Below are 18,247 nucleotides of genomic sequence, written 5' to 3' on the forward strand. Positions count from 1 at the left end.
GGGCGCACTGAGCAACGCGAATTGCGCCGCGAAGCAAGTACTCTTGGGGTACGCCGCGCAGCAAGGAACTCCTGCGGTGCGCCAGCACACTGCACATTGGTGCAATTCGCTTCGCTCAGTGCACCCTACGAAAACTGGCACTACGTCGCCAGCGCATAGCCAAAGCCGCGATGCGTGGCAATCGGGTCCAGATCGGCGCGGATTAACTTGAGCTTGGCGCGCAGGCTTTTGATATGGCTGTCGATGGTGCGCTCGAAACTATCCTCGGCCGCATCGCCCAGCGCGTCGAGCAATTGCGCCCGGCTCAGCACATGCCCTGGGCGCGTCAGCAGCGATACCATTAGATGGTATTCGCTGGGAGTTAGCACCAGCATTGCCCCACAGAAAGATACCCTTCTGGCTGCTGCATCGTGAACAAACAGGCTTTGCATCGGAGCAGAAAGTGGCGCGGCTGATTCAGCCGCCTCTGGCGCAGGGCTGGCTGCACGGCTGCGTTTCAGAATCGCCCGTACCCGCGCCGCCACTTCGCGCGGGCTGAATGGTTTGACGACATAATCATCAGCACCCAGCTCCAGCCCCAGAATACGGTCAAACTCCTCGGCGCGCGCGGTCAGCAGCAGCACCGGCATTTCGCTGGAACGGCGCAGGCGCTTGAGCACTTCAAAGCCGCTATCGTCGGGCAGACCCACATCCAGAATCAGCAAATCGGCACGATGCGTGGCCAGATACGCCTCGCCCGCCTGCGCCAGGCCAAAATGCCTCACCTGCCAGCCCTCGCGCTGCAAGGCAAAGCCCAGCGTATCGGCGATGGCCGGTTCGTCTTCGATCAATACAAGCTGGGCGGGCTGGGTCATGGCGAGCGGTGAAAAATACGGAAAGCCTATTGTAACCATTCTGCCGCCGCAGCCCGCAGATTTGGCCGCAATTGCGGCGAATGTCGCGAATATCACGCCGGAATCGGCGCAAACGCGCCCGGCCCAGCAAATCTCAACAAGCCCTCGCCAGATTACGCTAAGCTGAGAGCACGCACGCTGACCTTGTACAAAGAGCCATCATGTCCAGTAAAGCCTTTACCGATTTGCAGCAATGGGTGACCTATCTGGCCGAGCAGCCGATCCCGATTCTGACGCACACGCATCTGGAAATGCGCGGCTACCATGCGCGGATCGACGAGATCGGCCTGCGCGAAATTGGCGAGCTGATCCGGCACGACCCCTTGTTGACGCTCAATATCCTGCGCTATCAGGAAGCGCACCGCCACAGCCGCCAAACCACCGACGTCACCACCATCGAACGGGTCTTGCTGATGATCGGCGTCACGGGATTTTTCCGGCTGTTTGGCTCCTTGCCCAACCTAGAAGCGCAGGCCGATACGCAAAAAATCGTGCTGTATGGCGCCCATCGCACCTGCTCACGCGCCTATCTGGCCTCGTGCATTGCCGAAATGTTGAGCCATTACCGCCGCGACATCGAGCCCGCCGAAGTCATCACCGCCGCCTTGCTGCACGACACCGCAGAAATATTGCTCTGGCTCACCGCACCACGGCAGATGATGCAGATTCAGGAAACCTTGCGCAGCAACCCCAGCCAGCGCAGTCAGGAAGTACAAATCAAAATCCTCGGCTGCAAAATCAACGACATCCAGCAAGGGCTGGTGATGCAATGGCATTTGCCGCGCACGCTGCTGCACCTGATCGACGATCATTTTGCCGACGAGCCGCGTGTACGCATCGTCAATCTGGCCGTCGCGATGGCGCGCCATCTGGAAAAAGGCTGGGACAGCCCGTACTTTCTGGACGACCTGCAGCAATGCGCTCTGCTCATCAAGCTCGAACCCTATTTGCTCTACGAGCAAATTCGCGACGTCGCGCTCCAAGCCGCCCGCCACTGGGCCTGGTACGAAGAACAACCCGCCGCCGCCATGCTGATCCGCTAAACTCAACATTCACCCATTCAACCACAGGGTATAGCCAGCAAGATAAGCTATATAGCCATCTTTAGGCACATACCCATCATAAAGAGCAAAAATGAGTATTCAATTTAACGGCGTCAATCTCTACACCATCGCCCAGGCCTGCGAATTTGACCCACCGCTGCACGCCCGCATCCTGAATCTGGGCGGCGACTGGCTGGTGTTATTTGGCAAAAAACTCGCCTTCACCGACGACGCTGATCTGGTCGGCATCCTGTATGAAATCGGACAAACCGCCCCTGTTGCATTCAGCAGCAAAACCGCTGCCGCCGATTTTCTGGATCAGCACGCGCAACGCTTTGCGAGTGTGTCGTGCTAATTCAATCCGGACATCAAACACCAAAGGTCGTAGCAGTGCGAATGACGTGCTTGCCCAGCCTTTTCGCTTTGCTGATCTTAAGCAAAAGCACACTTGCGTATATCGATCCTGCCTATTTGGAAACGGCGGCTGCGACCGGCGGCGAAGTGATGGTTGTGCCGCGCGAAGTTATGGCGGCAGGCGATGCGCCTGTGTCACTCGGGCGTTATTTTCAAACGGTTGAGTTTATTCGTCCGAGTAATAATCTACTCACACCGCATGTAATGAATAAGCCGATCAAGACACTGCGTTCAGGGCCAAGAAAATTACGGATGGTGCTGCAAGACAGAAAACAGATTTTTCCCGAGGCAATTATTTTATTAGAAGCAAAAACACAATCGCCCAGCAAGCTCAGCACAACGTGTGAGTTACTCGGCAGCAACGAGATTTACTGCAGTGGCACTGTGGAAGTGCCTAAATCGGCGTTTTACATTGCCGCGTCCTACCCCACACCCAGTGGAAACGTCTTACGCATTTATCCGAAGCTATTTAAGCCCATATGGTAATCAGGCTTGATTTGCAATCAGGTGATTGCCCTAACGTCAAAACACAAAGCCACCTCAACGGTGGCTTTTGTATTTCAGACTTGCATCCGAATTAATGATATTGCTGTGCGATCTGCTGGCTGGCGATCTGGGCTGTGCTGTGCAGCACGCGGTGCAGTGCCATATCACGCGCTTGCGGCGCGGGTTGCCAGTCGGTGACGGGCTTACGCTGGTCGCCACGGCAGATCACGATTTGAAACCAGCCTTCCATTTCGCTAGTGCGAGTGGATGGACGGGCTTCGATATTGAAGTCAAAAGTTGTTGAGGCCATGATGGCTGCTCCCTTTATTTGGGCGCTTTGTTTTTATTTGAACTGAATCATTGGATAACACGCGCCTTACACACCATCACATGCTGGATGGAAAAGCACCAAGAAGAAGAGCACTGGGTTCACGAAGGAACTTCTGAATCAGCGGGCTTGGGTAAGGCCAAGCAAGAGCGGCAGATTCGTTTCAGATAAGCTGAGGAGGCTTGCTGGAGGGAACTGCTGGAAACACATTCACGACTCTGTTTTGTTGAAGTCGTGCTGGGTGCTCAATCAAATTAGTGCCGCGACTTTACGGGATAAAAAAAGCCCTGTCAAATCATATATTTGCTCAATGTCACTATTTACACTTCGCGATCAGCGTACCGGCTCTAGCCTGAGCAGTGCGCCGTCGGCTGCGTCGGTGAGCAAATAGATTAAGCCATCCGCGCCCACGCGCACATCACGAATGCGCCCCAGCAGATCTTTCAGCAGGCGCTCTTCGTGCACCACGCGGTTGCCGTTCAGCTCCAGCCGCACCAGCATCTGGTATTTGAGCGCACCGACAAACAGTTGCCCCTGCCAGCGCGGAAAAGCCTTGCCCTGATAAAAAGCGAGGCCAGATGGCGCAATAGATGGTGTCCACTGGTAAACAGGTTGCTTCATGCCTGCCTTGGCCTTGCCTTCGCCGATCTTGGTGCCCAGCCCGTAATTCACGCCATAGGTAATCACGGGCCAGCCATAGTTGCGCCCGGCGCGCACGATATTGAGCTCATCGCCACCTTGCGGGCCATGCTCGGTAGCCCACAATTCACCCGTGGAAGGGTATATGGCTGCGCCCTGCATATTACGATGGCCATAGCTATATACCTCTGGTTTTTGTGCAAATGCTACTTCGGCAGGGAAGCGCCCATCATCGTGCAAACGCACCGCTTTGCCGGCCAGATCATCGAGCTGCTGTGCTCTGTCCTTGTCGCCACGGTCGCCCTGCGTAATCAGCAGCATGCCTTGGCGATCAAACACCAGCCGCGAGCCAAAATGCACCCCGCTGCTACTGACTGGCCGCTGGCGGTAAATTTGCTGCACATTATTCAGCCGATGCCCGCTCGAATCGCTCACCCACTGGCCACGTGCGACGTGGGTAGCTGTACCCCGGCCTTCACGCCCTGCATAGGAAAAATACACCCAGCGATTTTTGGCAAAATCCGGGTGCAGCACCACATCGAGCAAACCACCCTGCCCGCTGGCGACCACCGGCGGCAAACCGGCAACGGGGCGCGGGTCTAGCTCGCCATTGGCGGCAATCAGCCGCAAACGCCCCGGCCGTTCGCTCACCAGCATACGGCCGTCGGGCAGAAACGCCAGCGCCCACGGATGATCCAGACCGCGAGTCAGCGTCTTGACGCGAAAATCATGTCGCTCCGAGCGGATAATCTCATCGCTGGCGGCCGCTGCGGCGCTCAACAGGCCCAGACCAATCAGCAGCATAGTGCGTGCATCAATCAGCCCGATCCGGGGCAGGCCACGATGGGCATGATGTGTCTCTGGCAAGGCAGGCATGGCAATACTCCGCGGGGTTCGATTGAAGTTGGATGCACAAGATCAAGCACACTGTTGCGTGTGAGCGCTATGCTGATTGATAGTTCACCACATTCATCAGGCCAAGCATGCAAGAGATCAGCATACTTCCCAGCAGCGCCTTGGCACTATGCCGTGGCCTCGACACCCACAAAGGGCATTTTGGCAGCGTGGCCGTGATTGGCGGCGCAGAGGGTATGTGCGGCGCGGCCTTGCTGGCCGGACGTGCGGCGCTATTACTGGGGGCGGGTAAGGTCTGGGTTGGCCTGCTCGATGCGCGCCTGAGCGTGGATATCCTGCAGCCCGAGCTCATGCTGAGCCCTGCAGAAACGCTATTAAGCCAGCACCAGCCCAGCCATATTCTGGCTGGAATGGGCATGGGTATATCGCCAGAAGCGGCGCAGCTATTGCTCCGGTGCATGGATACCCCGGCACCATTATTGCTGGATGCCGATGCACTCAATCTGATTGCCACCGATACCACGCTGCAGGCGCAATTAGCCCGGCGCAGCGCACCCACCGTCCTGACACCACACCCAAGCGAAGCCGCGCGCTTGCTGGGCATCAGCACTGCCGCAGTGCAAGCAGACCGGCTGGCAGCGACCCGTGCGCTGATCGGGCGCTATCAATGCCATATCGTCCTGAAAGGCCACGGCACGCTCGTCGGCGTCGGCGCTGATGAGCTCACAATCAATCGCAGCGGCAATGCGGCACTAAGCAGCGCCGGGCAAGGCGATGTGCTCTCGGGCATCATCATGAGCCTGTGCGCGCAAGGGCTGGCGCTGATCGATGCGGCGCGCTGCGGTGTGTATCTGCATGGCCGCGCCGCCGATGACTGGCTGGCCAGCCATCCCGCTGGCATCGGCCTCACCGCGTCGGAAACGATCATGTTGGCACGGCAAGCGCTCAACAAGACCCTATCGACTATATCCAACACTTAATTTTTACGTCATAAAACTGCAACACACTGCAAGGCTAAATAAGGGCAAAATGGTTAGAGAAACAATATAAACCGTTTATATCTTTCAGGAAAAAACCATGCCCAGCAAATCTGCCCTGCTCAATTCAGCCGAATCGATCGCCAACGCCAATCAATCGGCTAATCAACCCGCCAAGCCAACCCCAGCCTCAGCGGGTAACAAGCCGCACACGGCAGCCAAACCCGCCACCCGCACAGCAGCACCCAAAGCCAGCGCCCCCGCGTCACAAGCAGCGAACAAGGCCGCCGCGCGTCCGTCTGCGCCGGCAAGCAAACCGGCAGTAAAACCTGCAGAGAAGCCCGCCGTAGCGCCTGCAGCAGCAGTAGAGAAAGCCGAAACCGCAGCAGAAAGCGCCGCGCTGGATCAGGCCATCGAAAAAGCCGCGCAGCCGCCCAAGTTGCGCGCCAAACAGGCGGCAAAACCCGTCGCACCGCGCGAAAGCAAGGCCGAAAAAACCGCCAAGCCCGCCAAAACCAAGAAACCCAAGCTGGTACGCGATAGCTTTACTTTCCCCGCCAGCGACTACGCGCTCATCGCCGAAACCAAGCAACGCATCATCACCGCAGGCGTTGAAGTGAAAAAAAGCGAGCTGATCCGCGCTGGGCTGAAAGCACTGGCGGCAATGGACAACGCCCAATTGCTGGCGCTGGTGGAAGGGCTGGAAAAAATCAAAACAGGCCGCCCAAGTAAATAAGTAGCAGTAAATCACACCGCAGCAGCTTCATGCCCGCAGCGGTGTCTATTTGCGCCGCTAGCTGTGACGAACCGCGAGCCGCTGGTGAGGCCAGCCCCCAATCCAACTAATCACGCTAATTTCTTATCTCTAATTTGCAACTGGAGCGACCCATGGAAATATTGCCGCGTACAAATATACGGACAGGCAAATCACTAAGTTTGTCAGAGCAAATGTGATAATAGTAATTTTAAGTCGACTATCGTTAATTTTGTGAGAAAAGATAATAAAAATAGCAGAAATAGTTGATTGATAAAAAATCATAAAACCTAAAGCAGAATACACACGAATCGACTTGCTATGAAAAAGACCACCATCACTTGAAAGACTTAATATAAACAATGCAGAATCATTGTTAAACGCAACAAAGCTCAACGACAAAAACAAAAGAAAAAACATCAAAAAAATCAACTTTAGAGAACGAACACTAAATATTTTCACCATACGTCTCATGTATTATTTTTGCGGATTATAGATAATTTTACTGAATACTGACGGAAAAAAACCAACGTCTTAAAAAAATACACTTAACCTAGCGATAACCACCCTAGTTGCCCGTGGCAGCTTTCATTAAGCTGCGCCATCAAGGCATCGGCCACATCGGCGGTAACGGCAAAGTTGAAAATGACTTGGCTGCCGTGCTCCACCTCCAGTTGCACGGCAGTATAGGCCGCCAAGGCACGCCGTATATGGCCTTCCAGCGCATACGGTGCGCAGCAACGCAGCGAAGTCATTTTCAGTAGCGGGATTTTCTCGGCCAGGAGCAGCGCTTGCGCCACCGAATCGGTATAGGCACGCACCAGCCCACCCGCGCCGAGTTTGACGCCGCCAAAATAGCGCACCACGGTAGCCAGCACGCCTTCCAGATCCTGATGCCGCAACACATCCAGCATCGGCCGCCCCGCCGTTCCCGATGGCTCACCATCATCCACCGCCGCCGATTGCCCATCGGCCAGCAGCGCCCAGCACACATGCGCCGCCGTCGGGTGCGCGGCCTTGAGCCCAGCCACAATCTGCTGCGCCGTACTGCGATCACTCATCGGCTGCACACAAGCAATAAAACGGCTTTTTTTGATAACGAGCTCGTACTGAACTGGGGCTTTGAGGCTAAAAGGCATAATGGCGCGCGGCAAAGGTAAGCCGCACAAAGTAGGCCAAGCCGATGCAGAGATCAACTGTTTTTTGCGGTAAAAGGGCAGCGTGGGGCGGGGATGAATCTGGCTGCAGCCGATCCAAGGCGGATAGTGGGTACGATGAGCCGTAGGGTTTGAAACGCGAAGCGTTGCGCACGGCGCCCCCTACAAAGCTACTATTTGAACTCGCGTTAGATTAAACCCACTCTTCATTTGTTAATCTCTTGAATTCATTGCATGCAGATAAAAACTCATCATATTTAAACTTGACGCTCTGATTTCTTTTGTCCCAGCTTACTGAAACTGGGATATGGTTAATCACATGAGTGACCAAGCCAAACTTATGCCATATAACAGTTTCATTAGTTATCTCTTGTTCAACAGCAATGACCGTGCAACTCAAATCCATATCGTCTGGACATATGAGTAAAGGGACAATAGTTGAACAATCGACACTGCTGGGCATGAGTATTTCCCATGCAGCGTCCAAATCCTCATCATCAATTAACCATCCTTGTGCGGGGACAAGGTGGTTAGTTATATCTGTACCATCAGAGTCAAACACGAAACCGGTAACCCACATTTCAAGAGGAACATCATTAATTAAAAGTATTGGGTGCGGATTCTTAGCAATCTTTGATTTATGTAGAGTCGCAGATATTTTATCCATCAACCGTCAGTCCTTATATTCTTAATAGTCCGCTGCTGGCCGATTACAGCCTCCCTACAGTCTAACCCAGCCCACTCATCCGAGCACCATTGCGCTTTTTGCGGTGGTGAAATTGCCAAGTATGCTGGATAGATTGAATCATATTTCGCCAGCGCAAAACGCCCACCGATTCAGGTGGGCGTTTTGTGGGCTTAAGTTCGATCAACTCAATGCGCCGGCCTTGCGTCTTTGCGGGTTTTCCACAGCGAGAACAACACCCCGGCAGCGAGCAGGCCAAAAGTCACGGCCAAGGATAAGACGGCGGGTACTTTGCCATCGAATACAAAGTCGCCGAGGAAGATCTTCGAGCCGATAAACACCAGCACCAGCGCCAAGGCGTATTTCAGGTAGTGGAAGCGATGGATCACCGCCGCCAGCGCAAAGTACAGTGCGCGCAAACCCAAAATCGCAAAGATGTTCGAGGTGTAGACGATGAATGGATCGGTAGTGATGGCAAAAATCGCCGGCACACTATCGACCGCAAACACCAGATCGACCAACTCGACCATACACAGCGCCAGAAATAATGGCGTTGCCCACCATACCTGCTTGTCACTGCCCGGCGCCGCTGGCGCACGAACAAAGAAACGCTGACCGTGCATTTCTTTGGTGACTCGCATCCGGCGGCGCAGGAAACCCAGCAGCGGGTTATTGGCCATATCGGTGGTTTGCTCACCGGCAAACAGCATTTTGAGGCCGGTAAAGATCAGAAACACCGCAAAGACATACAGCGTCCAGTAGTATTGCGCCACCAGCGTAGCACCCAAGCCGATCATGATGGCCCGCAGCACAATCACCCCCAAGATGCCCCAGAACAACACCCGGTGCTGATAAATCCGGGGCACCGCAAAGTAGGTGAAGATCAGCGAGATCACAAACACATTATCCAGCGACAGGCTTTTCTCGATTAAAAAGCCGGTGAAATACTGCATACCGGACACCGAGCCCAAATACCACCACACCCAGCCGCCAAATAACAGGCCGGCCACGATATAGAAGGCCGATAGCTGCAAGCTTTCGCGCACGCCGATTTCATGGTCTTCCTTGTGTAGCACGCCTAGATCAAACGCCAGTAGTGCCAACACAATGGTCACAAAAGTCAGCCATAACCAGATCGGCTGACCTAACCATACACTTGCCAGTATCTCCATTATCTTCACTCCATGATTGGTCTACGGGGCAATACCCCCATCAACTTCGCACCACACTGCGCGCCATACGCGCATAAGTCGGTATCGGTTGCAGCGCATACCAGTCGTACTGCCAACACGCCATTGCCCGTGAAATCAGTACCGCCTCACCATCGGCCAACCAGCCATCGGCATCAACAATGCCCAGCATGGCCCGCAGCACAGTCATTTGCAGCAGCGGCTCGTTGATTTCGGCTAGCAGCTGATCAATCAGTGCATCGTCGAGCTCCAACTGACCCAGACCATTGGCGTAGAGCAGCAAGTCATCGCACAGGCCTTGCATCACGCTGTGCAGCGTGACTTCACTGATGCCCAGCTGCTGCAACACCTTGCTATCGCGCAAGGCTTGATATTCCGACTGATCAAGGCCGCCGTCCGACAGCAGAGACAGCGCAAGTAATCGGCAAATTGCTTCATCACTATTCATGGCATAACGGCGCATGGTGGTTCTCCGGCAGAAAGGCATAGAGGCGTGAAGGCTGATCAGTAGCTCAGCTGCATTGGCGGGGCAAAACCGCGGCTTTGGCGGATTTTGCGGCTCACGGTGCGGCTGGCCCGATCAGCCGCGCGATTGATCGCAAAAATCAGATCGCTCGCCACGTCTTCAATCACCACATCAGGAATCTGCTCCAGGCTGATCACCAGCTGGCAGTGCTGATCCACCCCGCCACGTGGGCCGTTAATATCGGTCAGGCGCACGGTGACTTTGCGGATATGGCTTGCCAGACGCCCCAGGCCAAATTCGATTTGCCGGGCAATATGCCGTTGCAGATTTTCGGTCAGCACAAGGTTTTGACTTTTGATTTCGATTTTCATGATTCAGCTCCAGAGGGTTGGACAACACAGCCAATATAAACCGGCTGAAAATGAAATAAAAATCGTATATTCTTGGTTTTATATTCAGTTTTTTGGAACAATAGCCGCCATGCAGGCCTTGAATTACAAGCATTTGTACTATTTCTGGATTGTCTGCAAATCAGGTGGCGTAATCCGCGCCAGCGAACGGCTGTTTCTGACGCCACAAGCGATTAGCGGCCAATTGAAAGCGCTGGAGGAGCAAATCGGCAGTCCGCTGTTTCGCCGTGATGGCCGCCAGCTGGCGCTGACTGATATGGGAAAGCTGGTGCAAAGCTATGCCGATGAAATGTTCAGCATTGGTGAAGAGCTGCAAGAGGCGATTGCCCACGGCCCGCAAGGCGTGGCGCAGGAGTTTCGCGTCGGCATCGGCGATATGGTGCCCAAAACGGTGGCGTTTGAGCTGCTGCAACCGGCATTGCAGCTGGACTACCCCTCGCGGCTGATTTGCCGCGAAGGGCGGCTACTCAATTTGCTGGGCGATCTGGCCACGCACAAGCTTGATCTGGTCTTAGCCGACCGACCACTGCCGCCCGAGGCCAATATCCGTGGCTTTAATCATCTGCTGGGTGAGAGCACGCTCAGCGTGCTGGGCTCGAAAGCACTCTGCAGCCAATGGGCGGGGGATTTTCCGCAGGCGCTGGATGGTGCGCCATTTTTGCTACCCGGTGCCGACGCGGTGATACGCCCACGACTGGAGGCCTGGCTGGAGCGCGCGCATATCCGGCCACAGGTGGTGGCCGAATTTGACGATGGCGCTTTGCTCAAAGCCTTTGGCAAAGCGGGTGCCGGCTTTTTTGTCGTCCCCACCGTGCTAGCGCAGAGCATCTGCGAGGAATATCAGGTGGGATTGCGCGGGGAAATTAGCGAGCTCAAAGAGCAGTTTTACGCCATTTCAGTCCAGCGCCAACTGCGCCACCCCGCCGTGATCGCCGTCACCGAACGGGCGCGGCACGAATTATTTGCCTAGGTCGCAGCAGAGCAAACGGCGGGATATAAAGCCGATTAACTGCGCAGAATTTGCAATGGCATGCTCAGCATCTGGTCGCCTAGGCCAGCGAAATACCAGATGATGCCGATCAAAGCGCCCACGGTGAGCAAGTACCAAACTAGCGAGAAAACCTGCCCATAGCGATCAAGCGGCAGCAAATGGCTTTGGTGGCGGCTGCGCCATTCAAAAATGATTTCCAGGCTGCCGATCAGCAATAAAAAGCCCAGCAGCGCCAGACCAAAAGCGTAGCTGACCGCAACGCCAATCGCTGCGCCGAGCACGCAAGCGATCAGGCCCACGACGCTATTCATCGAAAAACTGATGCTTTTTAAAATATGCCCGCCGTCGAGCGGCAAAATTGGCAGCAAGTTGAACAGATTGAGCAAGGCGTTAAACGTCGCCAGACCAGCAAAAAATGGCACGTCGGTAAGCCAGTAGGCCAGCATTGCCAGCAGCGACATCAACAGGCCAAAAGTTGGCCCCATAATCGAGATCACCACGTCTTGCCAGCGCGTATTGATTTTCTCATCCGACAGCGCCAGCCCGCCCATAAACGGAATCAGAAAAATGCCCTTGGTTTTCATACCAAAATATTTCATCGCGCGCACATGGCCATATTCGTGAAACACCAGACACGCGATCAACGCGAGCGCAAATTCAAACGAAAACAGCCACGAATACGCCGCCACGCTCGCACCCGCCAGCGCGACTTTGATCATCTTGGCGCTTTTGAGTAATTTGAGCGCCAGCGCACCCAGCCCCAGCAGATTGAGCTTACCTGCGGGTTTGACTGGCTGCACGCTCGGTACCTGACGCTCGATATCATGCGTATCGCGCTGACCTTCGGCTGCGGTTTGCTCGTTAATCAGCAGGCGATAGCGCAGGCTAAACGGCTGCCAAGTCAGTTGTGTTTCCAGCCGCACCGACACCTGCTGCTCGGCATCGCTGGTTAATACAAATTGCAGCGCACTGGCTGCGCCGCCTTCAACACTGGCCGCGCTGGCGGTCTGCTCGGCCACCAGCGTGTTATCCCAGAACAAGCGCTGCCAACCAGACATTGTGCCCTCCAGTCGCAAGGGTTTGCCCAGGCAATCAATATTCAGTAATTCCACGGTCTTATTCCAAAAAAACGACGGGGTTTGCCTCCCCCTTCAATAAAGGGGGCTAGGGGTAATACCTTTCACTTAAGCTGATTCGCTTTAAGTTCCCCCCTTCATCGAAGGGGGGCTAGGGGGGATTTCTGCACTATTTGAATCTATTTGCAGATTGTTGAAGCAGTGCTACGCCGCCAAACGCACCACTTGCCGCTGCAGCGCGGCTGATTTCTTCTCATCGTTCACTTTGGGCTGTTTGCCGGCGTAATCGCTCTCGAGCAAAGCTTGCGCTTCATCCAAAGGCATACCCTGCCCCTGTAACCATGTGCAGACCAGCTTGGCCAAGCGATCCAGAGCAATACGGTGAGTGGCGTCGGTATTTGCATACAACCAATCCGCAAATGCCATAAAGTTGGCGAATGGCGCATCACCCAGCAGCACTGGCAGTGTATTGGCAAAACGCCCCGAGTTCGCCACCAGATCCCAATAGCGCGCGAAGCGCACCAGCCGCTGCATCGTTGTAAAGTCGATGTCGCGATTGGCCAGAATCGTATACGGCGGGAACGGGTCATACTTCATCGCAAATTCTTCGGTATGGCGAATAATCGGCGTACCACGCAGCCGCTTCAAAATGCCAAACTGAATCTCGTGCGGGCGCAGCGCGTAGAGCTGATCGAAACCGATACCGAAACTTTCCACCGTTTCACCGGGCAGACCTGCGATCAAATCGACGTGCAAATGCGCCTGCGTGTGCTCAACCAGCCAGCGGATATTGTCAGCCGCTTTTTCGTTATTCTGCTTGCGGCTCACCAAGGTCTGAACCTCAGGGTTAAAGCTCTGAATGCCGATTTCAAACTGCAGTGCGCCGGGCGGGAATTTCATAATCCCTTCACGCAGCGCTTCGGGCAAATGATCGGGAACGACTTCAAAGTGCGCAAACACTGGGTCGTCAGGATGCGCTGCGATCTTGTCGAGAAAAAACTGCATAATCTGCAAACTGGTGTTGATATTCAGATTAAACGTGCGGTCAACAAACTTGAACAGCCGCGCACCGCGCTGATACAGCGTTTCCATCTCGTCCAGAAAGCGCGTCAGCTCGAATGGCCACGCGGTTTTATCCAATGCGGAAAGGCAAAACTCGCATTTGAACGGACAGCCGCGCGATGCCTCGACATACAGCGTGCGGTTTTTGATGTCCTCGTCGGTATAGAGCTGATACGGCAACGCCAAATCGGCGAGCTTGGCCTGCACGCCAGCGTGGATTTTCATTAGCGGCTGCGGGCCATTCAAAATCTGGCGGCAGAGATCAGGCAACGTGATTTCGCCCCAGCCGGTGATGACAAAATCGGCTTCTTTGACAATCGCCTGTTCAGCGCTTTCGTACGAGACTTCAGGGCCGCCGAGGATAATTTTGACTTCAGGCGCTACGCGCTTGAGCAAGGCAACGAGGCGTGCGGTTTCCTCGACATTCCAGATATACACGCCAAAACCGATGATTTTGGGTTTTTTCGCCAACAGCCGCTCGGCAAACTCGGCGGTTTTGCCGCCAATCACGAACTCCATAATCTCGGTCTGCGGCTGCAAATCACCCATATTGGCCAGCAAATAACGCAGCCCTAGCGAAGCATGCGTGTAACGGGCGTTCAGCGTAGACAGAATAATGGACATGGGAAAACCGACTGTGAGCGTTGCGAAGCAAAACGCTATTTTACGGGTTTAGCGCTAGGTGCGGGTGTTGATTGCTAGGCGGCGTGCTGCTGCGTGTGTGTATCAGCGAACACTCGACGATTAGAAACGAATTGAACCCAGATATATGCCAGATGTGTCGGTAAATATGGCCGCTAGCCAGTCAGCTTTAAATGCCTTCCTGAATGTGCTGGTCTAGACTCAAACCGACGGTGCTGTTGCCTTGATTCAACCCCTTAGATTGCCATGATTTCCGCTGCAATCTTAACCCTTGGATTGCCAAGGCGGAAAGAGTCAACAAGAAGCCCGCGACACTAGAAGCCACCAATTGCGAACAAGCTCGTACTATCTCAATGGAATCAAATGCCATGACTTTGCCAAATCAAAAATCCATATTCAGGAATCTGGGTTTCAAGCGTTTCTTACTTATGCTTTTTATCGGTCTTCAGGTTTTTTCTGTGGCTATTTATCTGGCCGTCTCGCGCCAGCAACTAGAGATCAATGTCGCAAAAACACTGGAAAATACCGCCGTCTTGTTAGCCAGCCAATACCAATCATTCAATGAATTGATGGGTTTACAGCTGCAATTATTAGCGACCAAGAATGGGCAAGGACACATTGATCAGCCTAGTCTGCAGCGGGCATTGGAGAAAGACTGGCTTGATGCGGTATTTATTATTGATAAGACAGGAAAAATAGTCAGCCACGCCAGCCTGATACCATTAAATCGCGTATTGAGTGCTGACATACTGTCCGGCATGTCATTCGAAAAACACCCTATTTTTCAGGGTTTGAAACAACAAAACGCGGAACAACAACTGGTTTTCTGGCGCAAGGCAAAGAACACGAATGATGCCCTGCTTTTTCATCAGTCAGTAAAGGGCCCACAAGGCGAATATCTGGGAAGTATTGTTGGCATGCTAAGTAGCCGGACGATGGACCGGATTTTTCAAAAAAATGTCGCAAATGGCTTAACACTCAGCGATCACGAAGCCTTCGTTATTTATAACTCGAGCGAGAAAACACTACTTTATTTGTACGGCGCAGGAATGAATGCGACATTGGGCGACAAATACGCACTCCAAGGGACAACAGCAAGTCCATTTAGTGAAGCGGTAAAATATTATCATTCGCCAATCGATGGGCAGCGCAGACTAGGCGCCTTTAAATCACTGCAACAGGGACACTGGACCTTGCTTATGTCTGTTCAGCCCAAAGAGTATTTGCTCGGCTGGTGGATTCAGGTCGTGATCAGTATGGTGACACTTTCATTGATGGCGCTAATGCAATGGCTGCTACTGAATTCTTTTCATCGCAATCAAATGCAACGTGATCGCTTAGCTCACGACTCATTACACGATCCATTAACTCAGCTCCCCAATCGTCGACATTTTGATCAATGGGCAGAAGCGGTACCGCTAGTCAGGCAAAACGCTATATGCAGCCACTTACTCTGCTGGCGCTAGATCTGGATCATTTCAAACGAGTCAATGATGTTTACGGCCACGATGCCGGGGATGCTGTCCTAGTCACCGTAGCGAAAACCCTGCGCGGCATATTGCGCGAATGCGATTTGCCTGCCCGGTTTGGTGGAGAGGAATTTATTGTCGCACTGCCACAAACGACAATAGATGGCGCAATGATTATCGCAGAGCGGATTCGCACCGCGATTGCTGCGCAGGCGATCAGTGTGAATGGGCAAGAAATTCACTGCACAGTCAGCATTGGGGTCGTTCAGGTAAAAGGAAAAGCGTTTGATTTGGCACTCAAACAGGCCGATCAGGCGCTGTATCAAGCCAAAGAAGCTGGTCGAAATTGTGTCATTGCTGCCAGTGCTGATTTGCAGGAGACAGAGCCCGATTGCTCATCAGAAAAACAGCATCCTTGACAGATGAATCGCTCAAACAAGGAAAAATATCGCACACCTAATGCAGTACGCACAGCAATTGTGCGCTGCGGGGTATCGACTCAAAGCGCCAAGGGTGTCTTTATCCAAGGTGTAAGAAAAAACACTCACTTGAATGGACGGCCACGAGACGCCCCGACAATCACATGTGGTTTTGCATACCTTCATCGATATCACTCTGGATGGCAAAGCCACGTACGCGAACCTAACCTAGCTTGTATAGTTGCTTTGAAAGAATAATCGACATGAAAAACCAGCAGTACAAACACCGTTTGGTGTGTTTATATCCTTCTATGGGCTGCTGATTGGCTTTCTGACAGAGCTAAATGCTCGGATTCAAACCTTTGTAGTATTCGGGCTTTACTCTTGATTAGATTAGATAGATATCAGTATCCAGTTACACCGTGACGACCAGATAGGCCTAGGTCAATATCGGTTGGCGAATGCCGAATTCCATAGACGATGGGATGGCGAGCAGCCTAATGCAGAGCTCGTCGCCAATCTGCCGCATACGGATACCCCGAATTGACGTGCCAAACGGCAAACTCTACAGTGGTGCCATGCCAAATTCTTATACAAAGCTTTCAGTTAGTATCATATTTGCGTTACTCAGCGCCCATGCTGCAGCGCTGCAAATTACGCTGGCCAATGGTGAATGGCCGCCGATTCTGGGGCAGAAACTGCCGGGGCATGGCTATGGCAGCCAGATTGTCAGCCGCGCTTTTGCCCATCAGGGCATTACGGTCAACTACGCATTTATGCCGTGGCGGCGTGCACTCGAAGCGACTAAACAGGGGCAATATCATGGCACGCTGCTGTGGAGCAGCAACCCGGAGCGCCAGCGTGATTTTCTGCTTAGCCAGCCGGTGTATCGCAGCCAAACCGTGCTGTTTTACCACCGTCAGCAGGCACGCTCATGGCGGCAAACCGATTCGCTACGCAATGCCCGGGTGGGCATCAGCAATGGTTATAACTATGGTGCACGCTGGCGCAGCCTGCAGGAGCAAGGTTTTTTTACGGTGGATCAGGCCAACAGTGATGCGCAGAATCTGGCCAAGCTCTATATCCAGCGCATTGATGCTTTTCCTTGCGAAGCGATTGTCTGCCGTCATCTGATCGCGACCACATTGCCCGCTCGCGCTCGTACCGAGCTACGGCATGATCCGCAGCCAGTCCATAGCGAAAACATGCACCTGATGCTAAGCCGGAAAACAGCGCAAAGCGACTGGCTACTACAGCAATTCAATCAGGGCTTGCAGCGTATGCGGCAATCGGGCGAGCTGGCCAGATTACTGGGTGCAGCCCAGCTGCAGCGCTAGACCCATCAATCAGGCGTCTTCCCAGGCGGCATACACGGCCGCCTGTCCATGGCAAACGCCTGCGGCATCCAGCAGATTCCAGACCGTAACATCCTTGATCCAGAACCGCCGCCCGGATTTAGCAATCCGCAGGCCACGATAGCCGCTGGCATAGCCCTGCTTGCTCACCGCATCGAGTAATTGCTGGCGCTCTTCGCGATTGGGTGCTTCGGCAGACAGCCGCGAAGGCAGGCCGATCAGCTCGCTGGCCTGATATTCAAAACAACGCAAGGCGGTGTCATTGGCAAAGATAAAGCGCGGATCAGCGCTGGCTTCGTGCGCCAGCACGCAAAATGGCGCTTCATGCTGCAGCCAAGTGGCGGCCTGTGCAGGCGAAAAATTGGACGGAGCCAGCTCGCGGCCGAGCAGACGGCGGTGGCTATCAAAAATCAGTTGCAATAATTCAGGCTGGGTCATGACCGGTTCAGCAGTCGTTGGTCTACGCCGATTATATCGCGGCCTTGACTTTGGCAGGCTGGCTGGGCAGATTAGACGTTTGTTTCACGGTACAAGGACCTGCCATGCACATTGCTCATCTGGGCCTCTGGAGCCGCGACCTTGAACGCAGCAAGCATTTTTACTGCCACTACTTCGGCGCCAGCGCCGGGGCGAATTACCACAATCCGGCCAAAGGCTTTCGCTCGTGCTTTTTAGATTTTGGCCATGGCAGCCAGCTGGAGCTTATGCACAGTACGGCGTTGGAGCTGCCCACGCAGCCACCCGGCCAGCAGCAGATCGGCCTGACACATCTGGCGATCAGCACTGGCTCGGCCAAGGCGGTGGATACGCTCACCGAGCGGCTGCGCAGTGATGGCTACACCATTGCCAGTGAGCCACGCCGCACCGGCGATGGCTATTACGAAAGTGTTATTTTGGATCCCGATGGCTGCCGCATCGAAATTACGGACTAAACCG

21 protein-coding genes are annotated in these 18,247 nt (G+C 54.0%); 10 read left to right on the top strand and 11 right to left on the bottom strand.

Features of this window, described 5'->3' with window-relative positions; genetic code table 11:
* Positions 1 to 140: 140 nt before the first annotated feature.
* On the bottom strand, positions 141 to 893 hold the full coding sequence (gene creB / locus ABHF33_RS06625) for a two-component system response regulator CreB (RefSeq protein WP_348946170.1): 753 nt from the start codon (positions 891 to 893) through the stop codon (positions 141 to 143).
* 161 nt (positions 894 to 1,054) lie between these two features.
* Here creB and ABHF33_RS06630 point away from each other — a divergent pair, with 161 nt between their 5' ends.
* The 3 genes from ABHF33_RS06630 to ABHF33_RS06640 all read left to right on the top strand — a co-directional run bounded on the left by ABHF33_RS06630 (position 1,055) and on the right by ABHF33_RS06640 (position 2,836).
* Positions 1,055 to 1,936 (top strand): HDOD domain-containing protein, encoded by an 882-nt coding sequence (locus tag ABHF33_RS06630; RefSeq protein ID WP_348946171.1) that lies wholly within the window; start codon positions 1,055 to 1,057, stop codon positions 1,934 to 1,936.
* Positions 1,937 to 2,027: 91 nt separating this feature from the next.
* Entirely contained in the window at positions 2,028 to 2,291 is a 264-nt protein-coding gene (locus ABHF33_RS06635) for a hypothetical protein (protein WP_348946172.1), read from the top strand.
* A 41-nt stretch (positions 2,292 to 2,332) separates the two neighbouring features.
* Positions 2,333 to 2,836 (top strand): hypothetical protein, encoded by a 504-nt coding sequence (locus ABHF33_RS06640; RefSeq protein ID WP_348946173.1) that lies wholly within the window; start codon positions 2,333 to 2,335, stop codon positions 2,834 to 2,836.
* Positions 2,837 to 2,927: 91 nt separating this feature from the next.
* On the opposite strand, the gene ABHF33_RS06645 is transcribed toward ABHF33_RS06640, so the two are convergent.
* Both ABHF33_RS06645 and ABHF33_RS06650 read right to left on the bottom strand, forming a co-directional pair.
* Positions 2,928 to 3,146, bottom strand: a complete 219-nt coding sequence (locus tag ABHF33_RS06645) for a hypothetical protein (RefSeq protein WP_348946174.1) — start codon at positions 3,144 to 3,146, stop codon at positions 2,928 to 2,930.
* Between the two features lie 351 nt (positions 3,147 to 3,497).
* Positions 3,498 to 4,679, bottom strand: a complete 1,182-nt coding sequence (locus tag ABHF33_RS06650) for a PQQ-dependent sugar dehydrogenase (RefSeq protein ID WP_348946175.1) — start codon at positions 4,677 to 4,679, stop codon at positions 3,498 to 3,500.
* Between the two features lie 107 nt (positions 4,680 to 4,786).
* On the opposite strand from ABHF33_RS06650, the gene ABHF33_RS06655 reads away from it, so the two are divergent.
* Positions 4,787 to 5,638, top strand: coding sequence for an NAD(P)H-hydrate dehydratase (locus ABHF33_RS06655; protein ID WP_348946176.1), 852 nt, complete (start codon positions 4,787 to 4,789; stop codon positions 5,636 to 5,638).
* Between the two features lie 97 nt (positions 5,639 to 5,735).
* The gene (locus ABHF33_RS06660) at positions 5,736 to 6,371 is read left to right on the top strand and encodes a hypothetical protein (protein ID WP_348946177.1); all 636 of its coding nucleotides are present in this window, start codon (positions 5,736 to 5,738) and stop codon (positions 6,369 to 6,371) included.
* A gap of 566 nt (positions 6,372 to 6,937) precedes the next feature.
* Here ABHF33_RS06660 and ABHF33_RS06665 read toward each other — a convergent pair.
* The 5 genes from ABHF33_RS06665 to ABHF33_RS06685 form a co-directional block, all read right to left on the bottom strand.
* Entirely contained in the window at positions 6,938 to 7,528 is a 591-nt protein-coding gene (locus ABHF33_RS06665) for an IMPACT family protein (protein ID WP_348946178.1), read from the bottom strand.
* Between the two features lie 211 nt (positions 7,529 to 7,739).
* A complete protein-coding gene (locus tag ABHF33_RS06670; protein WP_348946179.1) occupies positions 7,740 to 8,213 on the bottom strand; it encodes a hypothetical protein in 474 nt (157 codons plus the stop codon).
* Positions 8,214 to 8,419: 206 nt separating this feature from the next.
* Positions 8,420 to 9,403: a TerC family protein gene (locus tag ABHF33_RS06675; RefSeq protein WP_348946180.1), complete on the bottom strand. Its 984-nt coding sequence runs from the start codon at positions 9,401 to 9,403 to the stop codon at positions 8,420 to 8,422.
* Between the two features lie 40 nt (positions 9,404 to 9,443).
* Positions 9,444 to 9,884, bottom strand: coding sequence for a hypothetical protein (locus tag ABHF33_RS06680; RefSeq protein WP_348946181.1), 441 nt, complete (start codon positions 9,882 to 9,884; stop codon positions 9,444 to 9,446).
* Between the two features lie 41 nt (positions 9,885 to 9,925).
* On the bottom strand, positions 9,926 to 10,258 hold the full coding sequence (locus ABHF33_RS06685) for an HPF/RaiA family ribosome-associated protein (RefSeq protein ID WP_348946182.1): 333 nt from the start codon (positions 10,256 to 10,258) through the stop codon (positions 9,926 to 9,928).
* A 109-nt stretch (positions 10,259 to 10,367) separates the two neighbouring features.
* Here ABHF33_RS06685 and nhaR point away from each other — a divergent pair, with 109 nt between their 5' ends.
* Positions 10,368 to 11,267: a transcriptional activator NhaR gene (nhaR, locus tag ABHF33_RS06690; RefSeq protein WP_348946183.1), complete on the top strand. Its 900-nt coding sequence runs from the start codon at positions 10,368 to 10,370 to the stop codon at positions 11,265 to 11,267.
* Between the two features lie 35 nt (positions 11,268 to 11,302).
* Here nhaR and ABHF33_RS06695 read toward each other — a convergent pair whose 3' ends face one another.
* Positions 11,303 to 12,346 (bottom strand): site-2 protease family protein, encoded by a 1,044-nt coding sequence (locus tag ABHF33_RS06695; RefSeq protein ID WP_348946184.1) that lies wholly within the window; start codon positions 12,344 to 12,346, stop codon positions 11,303 to 11,305.
* Positions 12,347 to 12,568: 222 nt separating this feature from the next.
* The gene (locus tag ABHF33_RS06700; RefSeq protein WP_348946185.1) at positions 12,569 to 14,050 is read right to left on the bottom strand and encodes a B12-binding domain-containing radical SAM protein; all 1,482 of its coding nucleotides are present in this window, start codon (positions 14,048 to 14,050) and stop codon (positions 12,569 to 12,571) included.
* Between the two features lie 386 nt (positions 14,051 to 14,436).
* Between ABHF33_RS06700 and ABHF33_RS06705 the strand changes: the two genes are divergently transcribed.
* The 3 genes from ABHF33_RS06705 (at position 14,437) to ABHF33_RS06715 (ending at position 17,293) form a co-directional block, all read left to right on the top strand.
* Entirely contained in the window at positions 14,437 to 15,534 is a 1,098-nt protein-coding gene (locus tag ABHF33_RS06705) for a hypothetical protein (protein ID WP_348946186.1), read from the top strand.
* Positions 15,507 to 15,956 (top strand): GGDEF domain-containing protein, encoded by a 450-nt coding sequence (locus tag ABHF33_RS06710; RefSeq protein WP_348946187.1) that lies wholly within the window; start codon positions 15,507 to 15,509, stop codon positions 15,954 to 15,956. Before ABHF33_RS06705 ends, ABHF33_RS06710 begins: the two co-directional genes overlap by 28 nt.
* 578 nt (positions 15,957 to 16,534) lie before the next feature.
* Positions 16,535 to 17,293, top strand: a complete 759-nt coding sequence (locus ABHF33_RS06715; RefSeq protein WP_348946188.1) for a substrate-binding periplasmic protein — start codon at positions 16,535 to 16,537, stop codon at positions 17,291 to 17,293.
* Between the two features lie 9 nt (positions 17,294 to 17,302).
* On the opposite strand, the gene ABHF33_RS06720 is transcribed toward ABHF33_RS06715, so the two are convergent.
* Entirely contained in the window at positions 17,303 to 17,749 is a 447-nt protein-coding gene (locus tag ABHF33_RS06720) for an MEKHLA domain-containing protein (RefSeq protein ID WP_348946189.1), read from the bottom strand.
* Positions 17,750 to 17,853: 104 nt separating this feature from the next.
* On the opposite strand from ABHF33_RS06720, the gene ABHF33_RS06725 reads away from it, so the two are divergent.
* Positions 17,854 to 18,243 carry a VOC family protein gene (locus ABHF33_RS06725; protein ID WP_348946190.1) on the top strand — a complete coding sequence of 130 codons (390 nt, stop codon included), beginning with the start codon at positions 17,854 to 17,856 and terminating at the stop codon, positions 18,241 to 18,243.
* The last annotated feature ends 4 nt before the right edge of the window (positions 18,244 to 18,247 follow it).

Origin of the sequence: Chitinibacter sp. FCG-7, assembly GCF_040047665.1 — a bacterium.
Classification (GTDB): Bacteria; Pseudomonadota; Gammaproteobacteria; order Burkholderiales; family Chitinibacteraceae; genus Chitinibacter; species Chitinibacter mangrovi.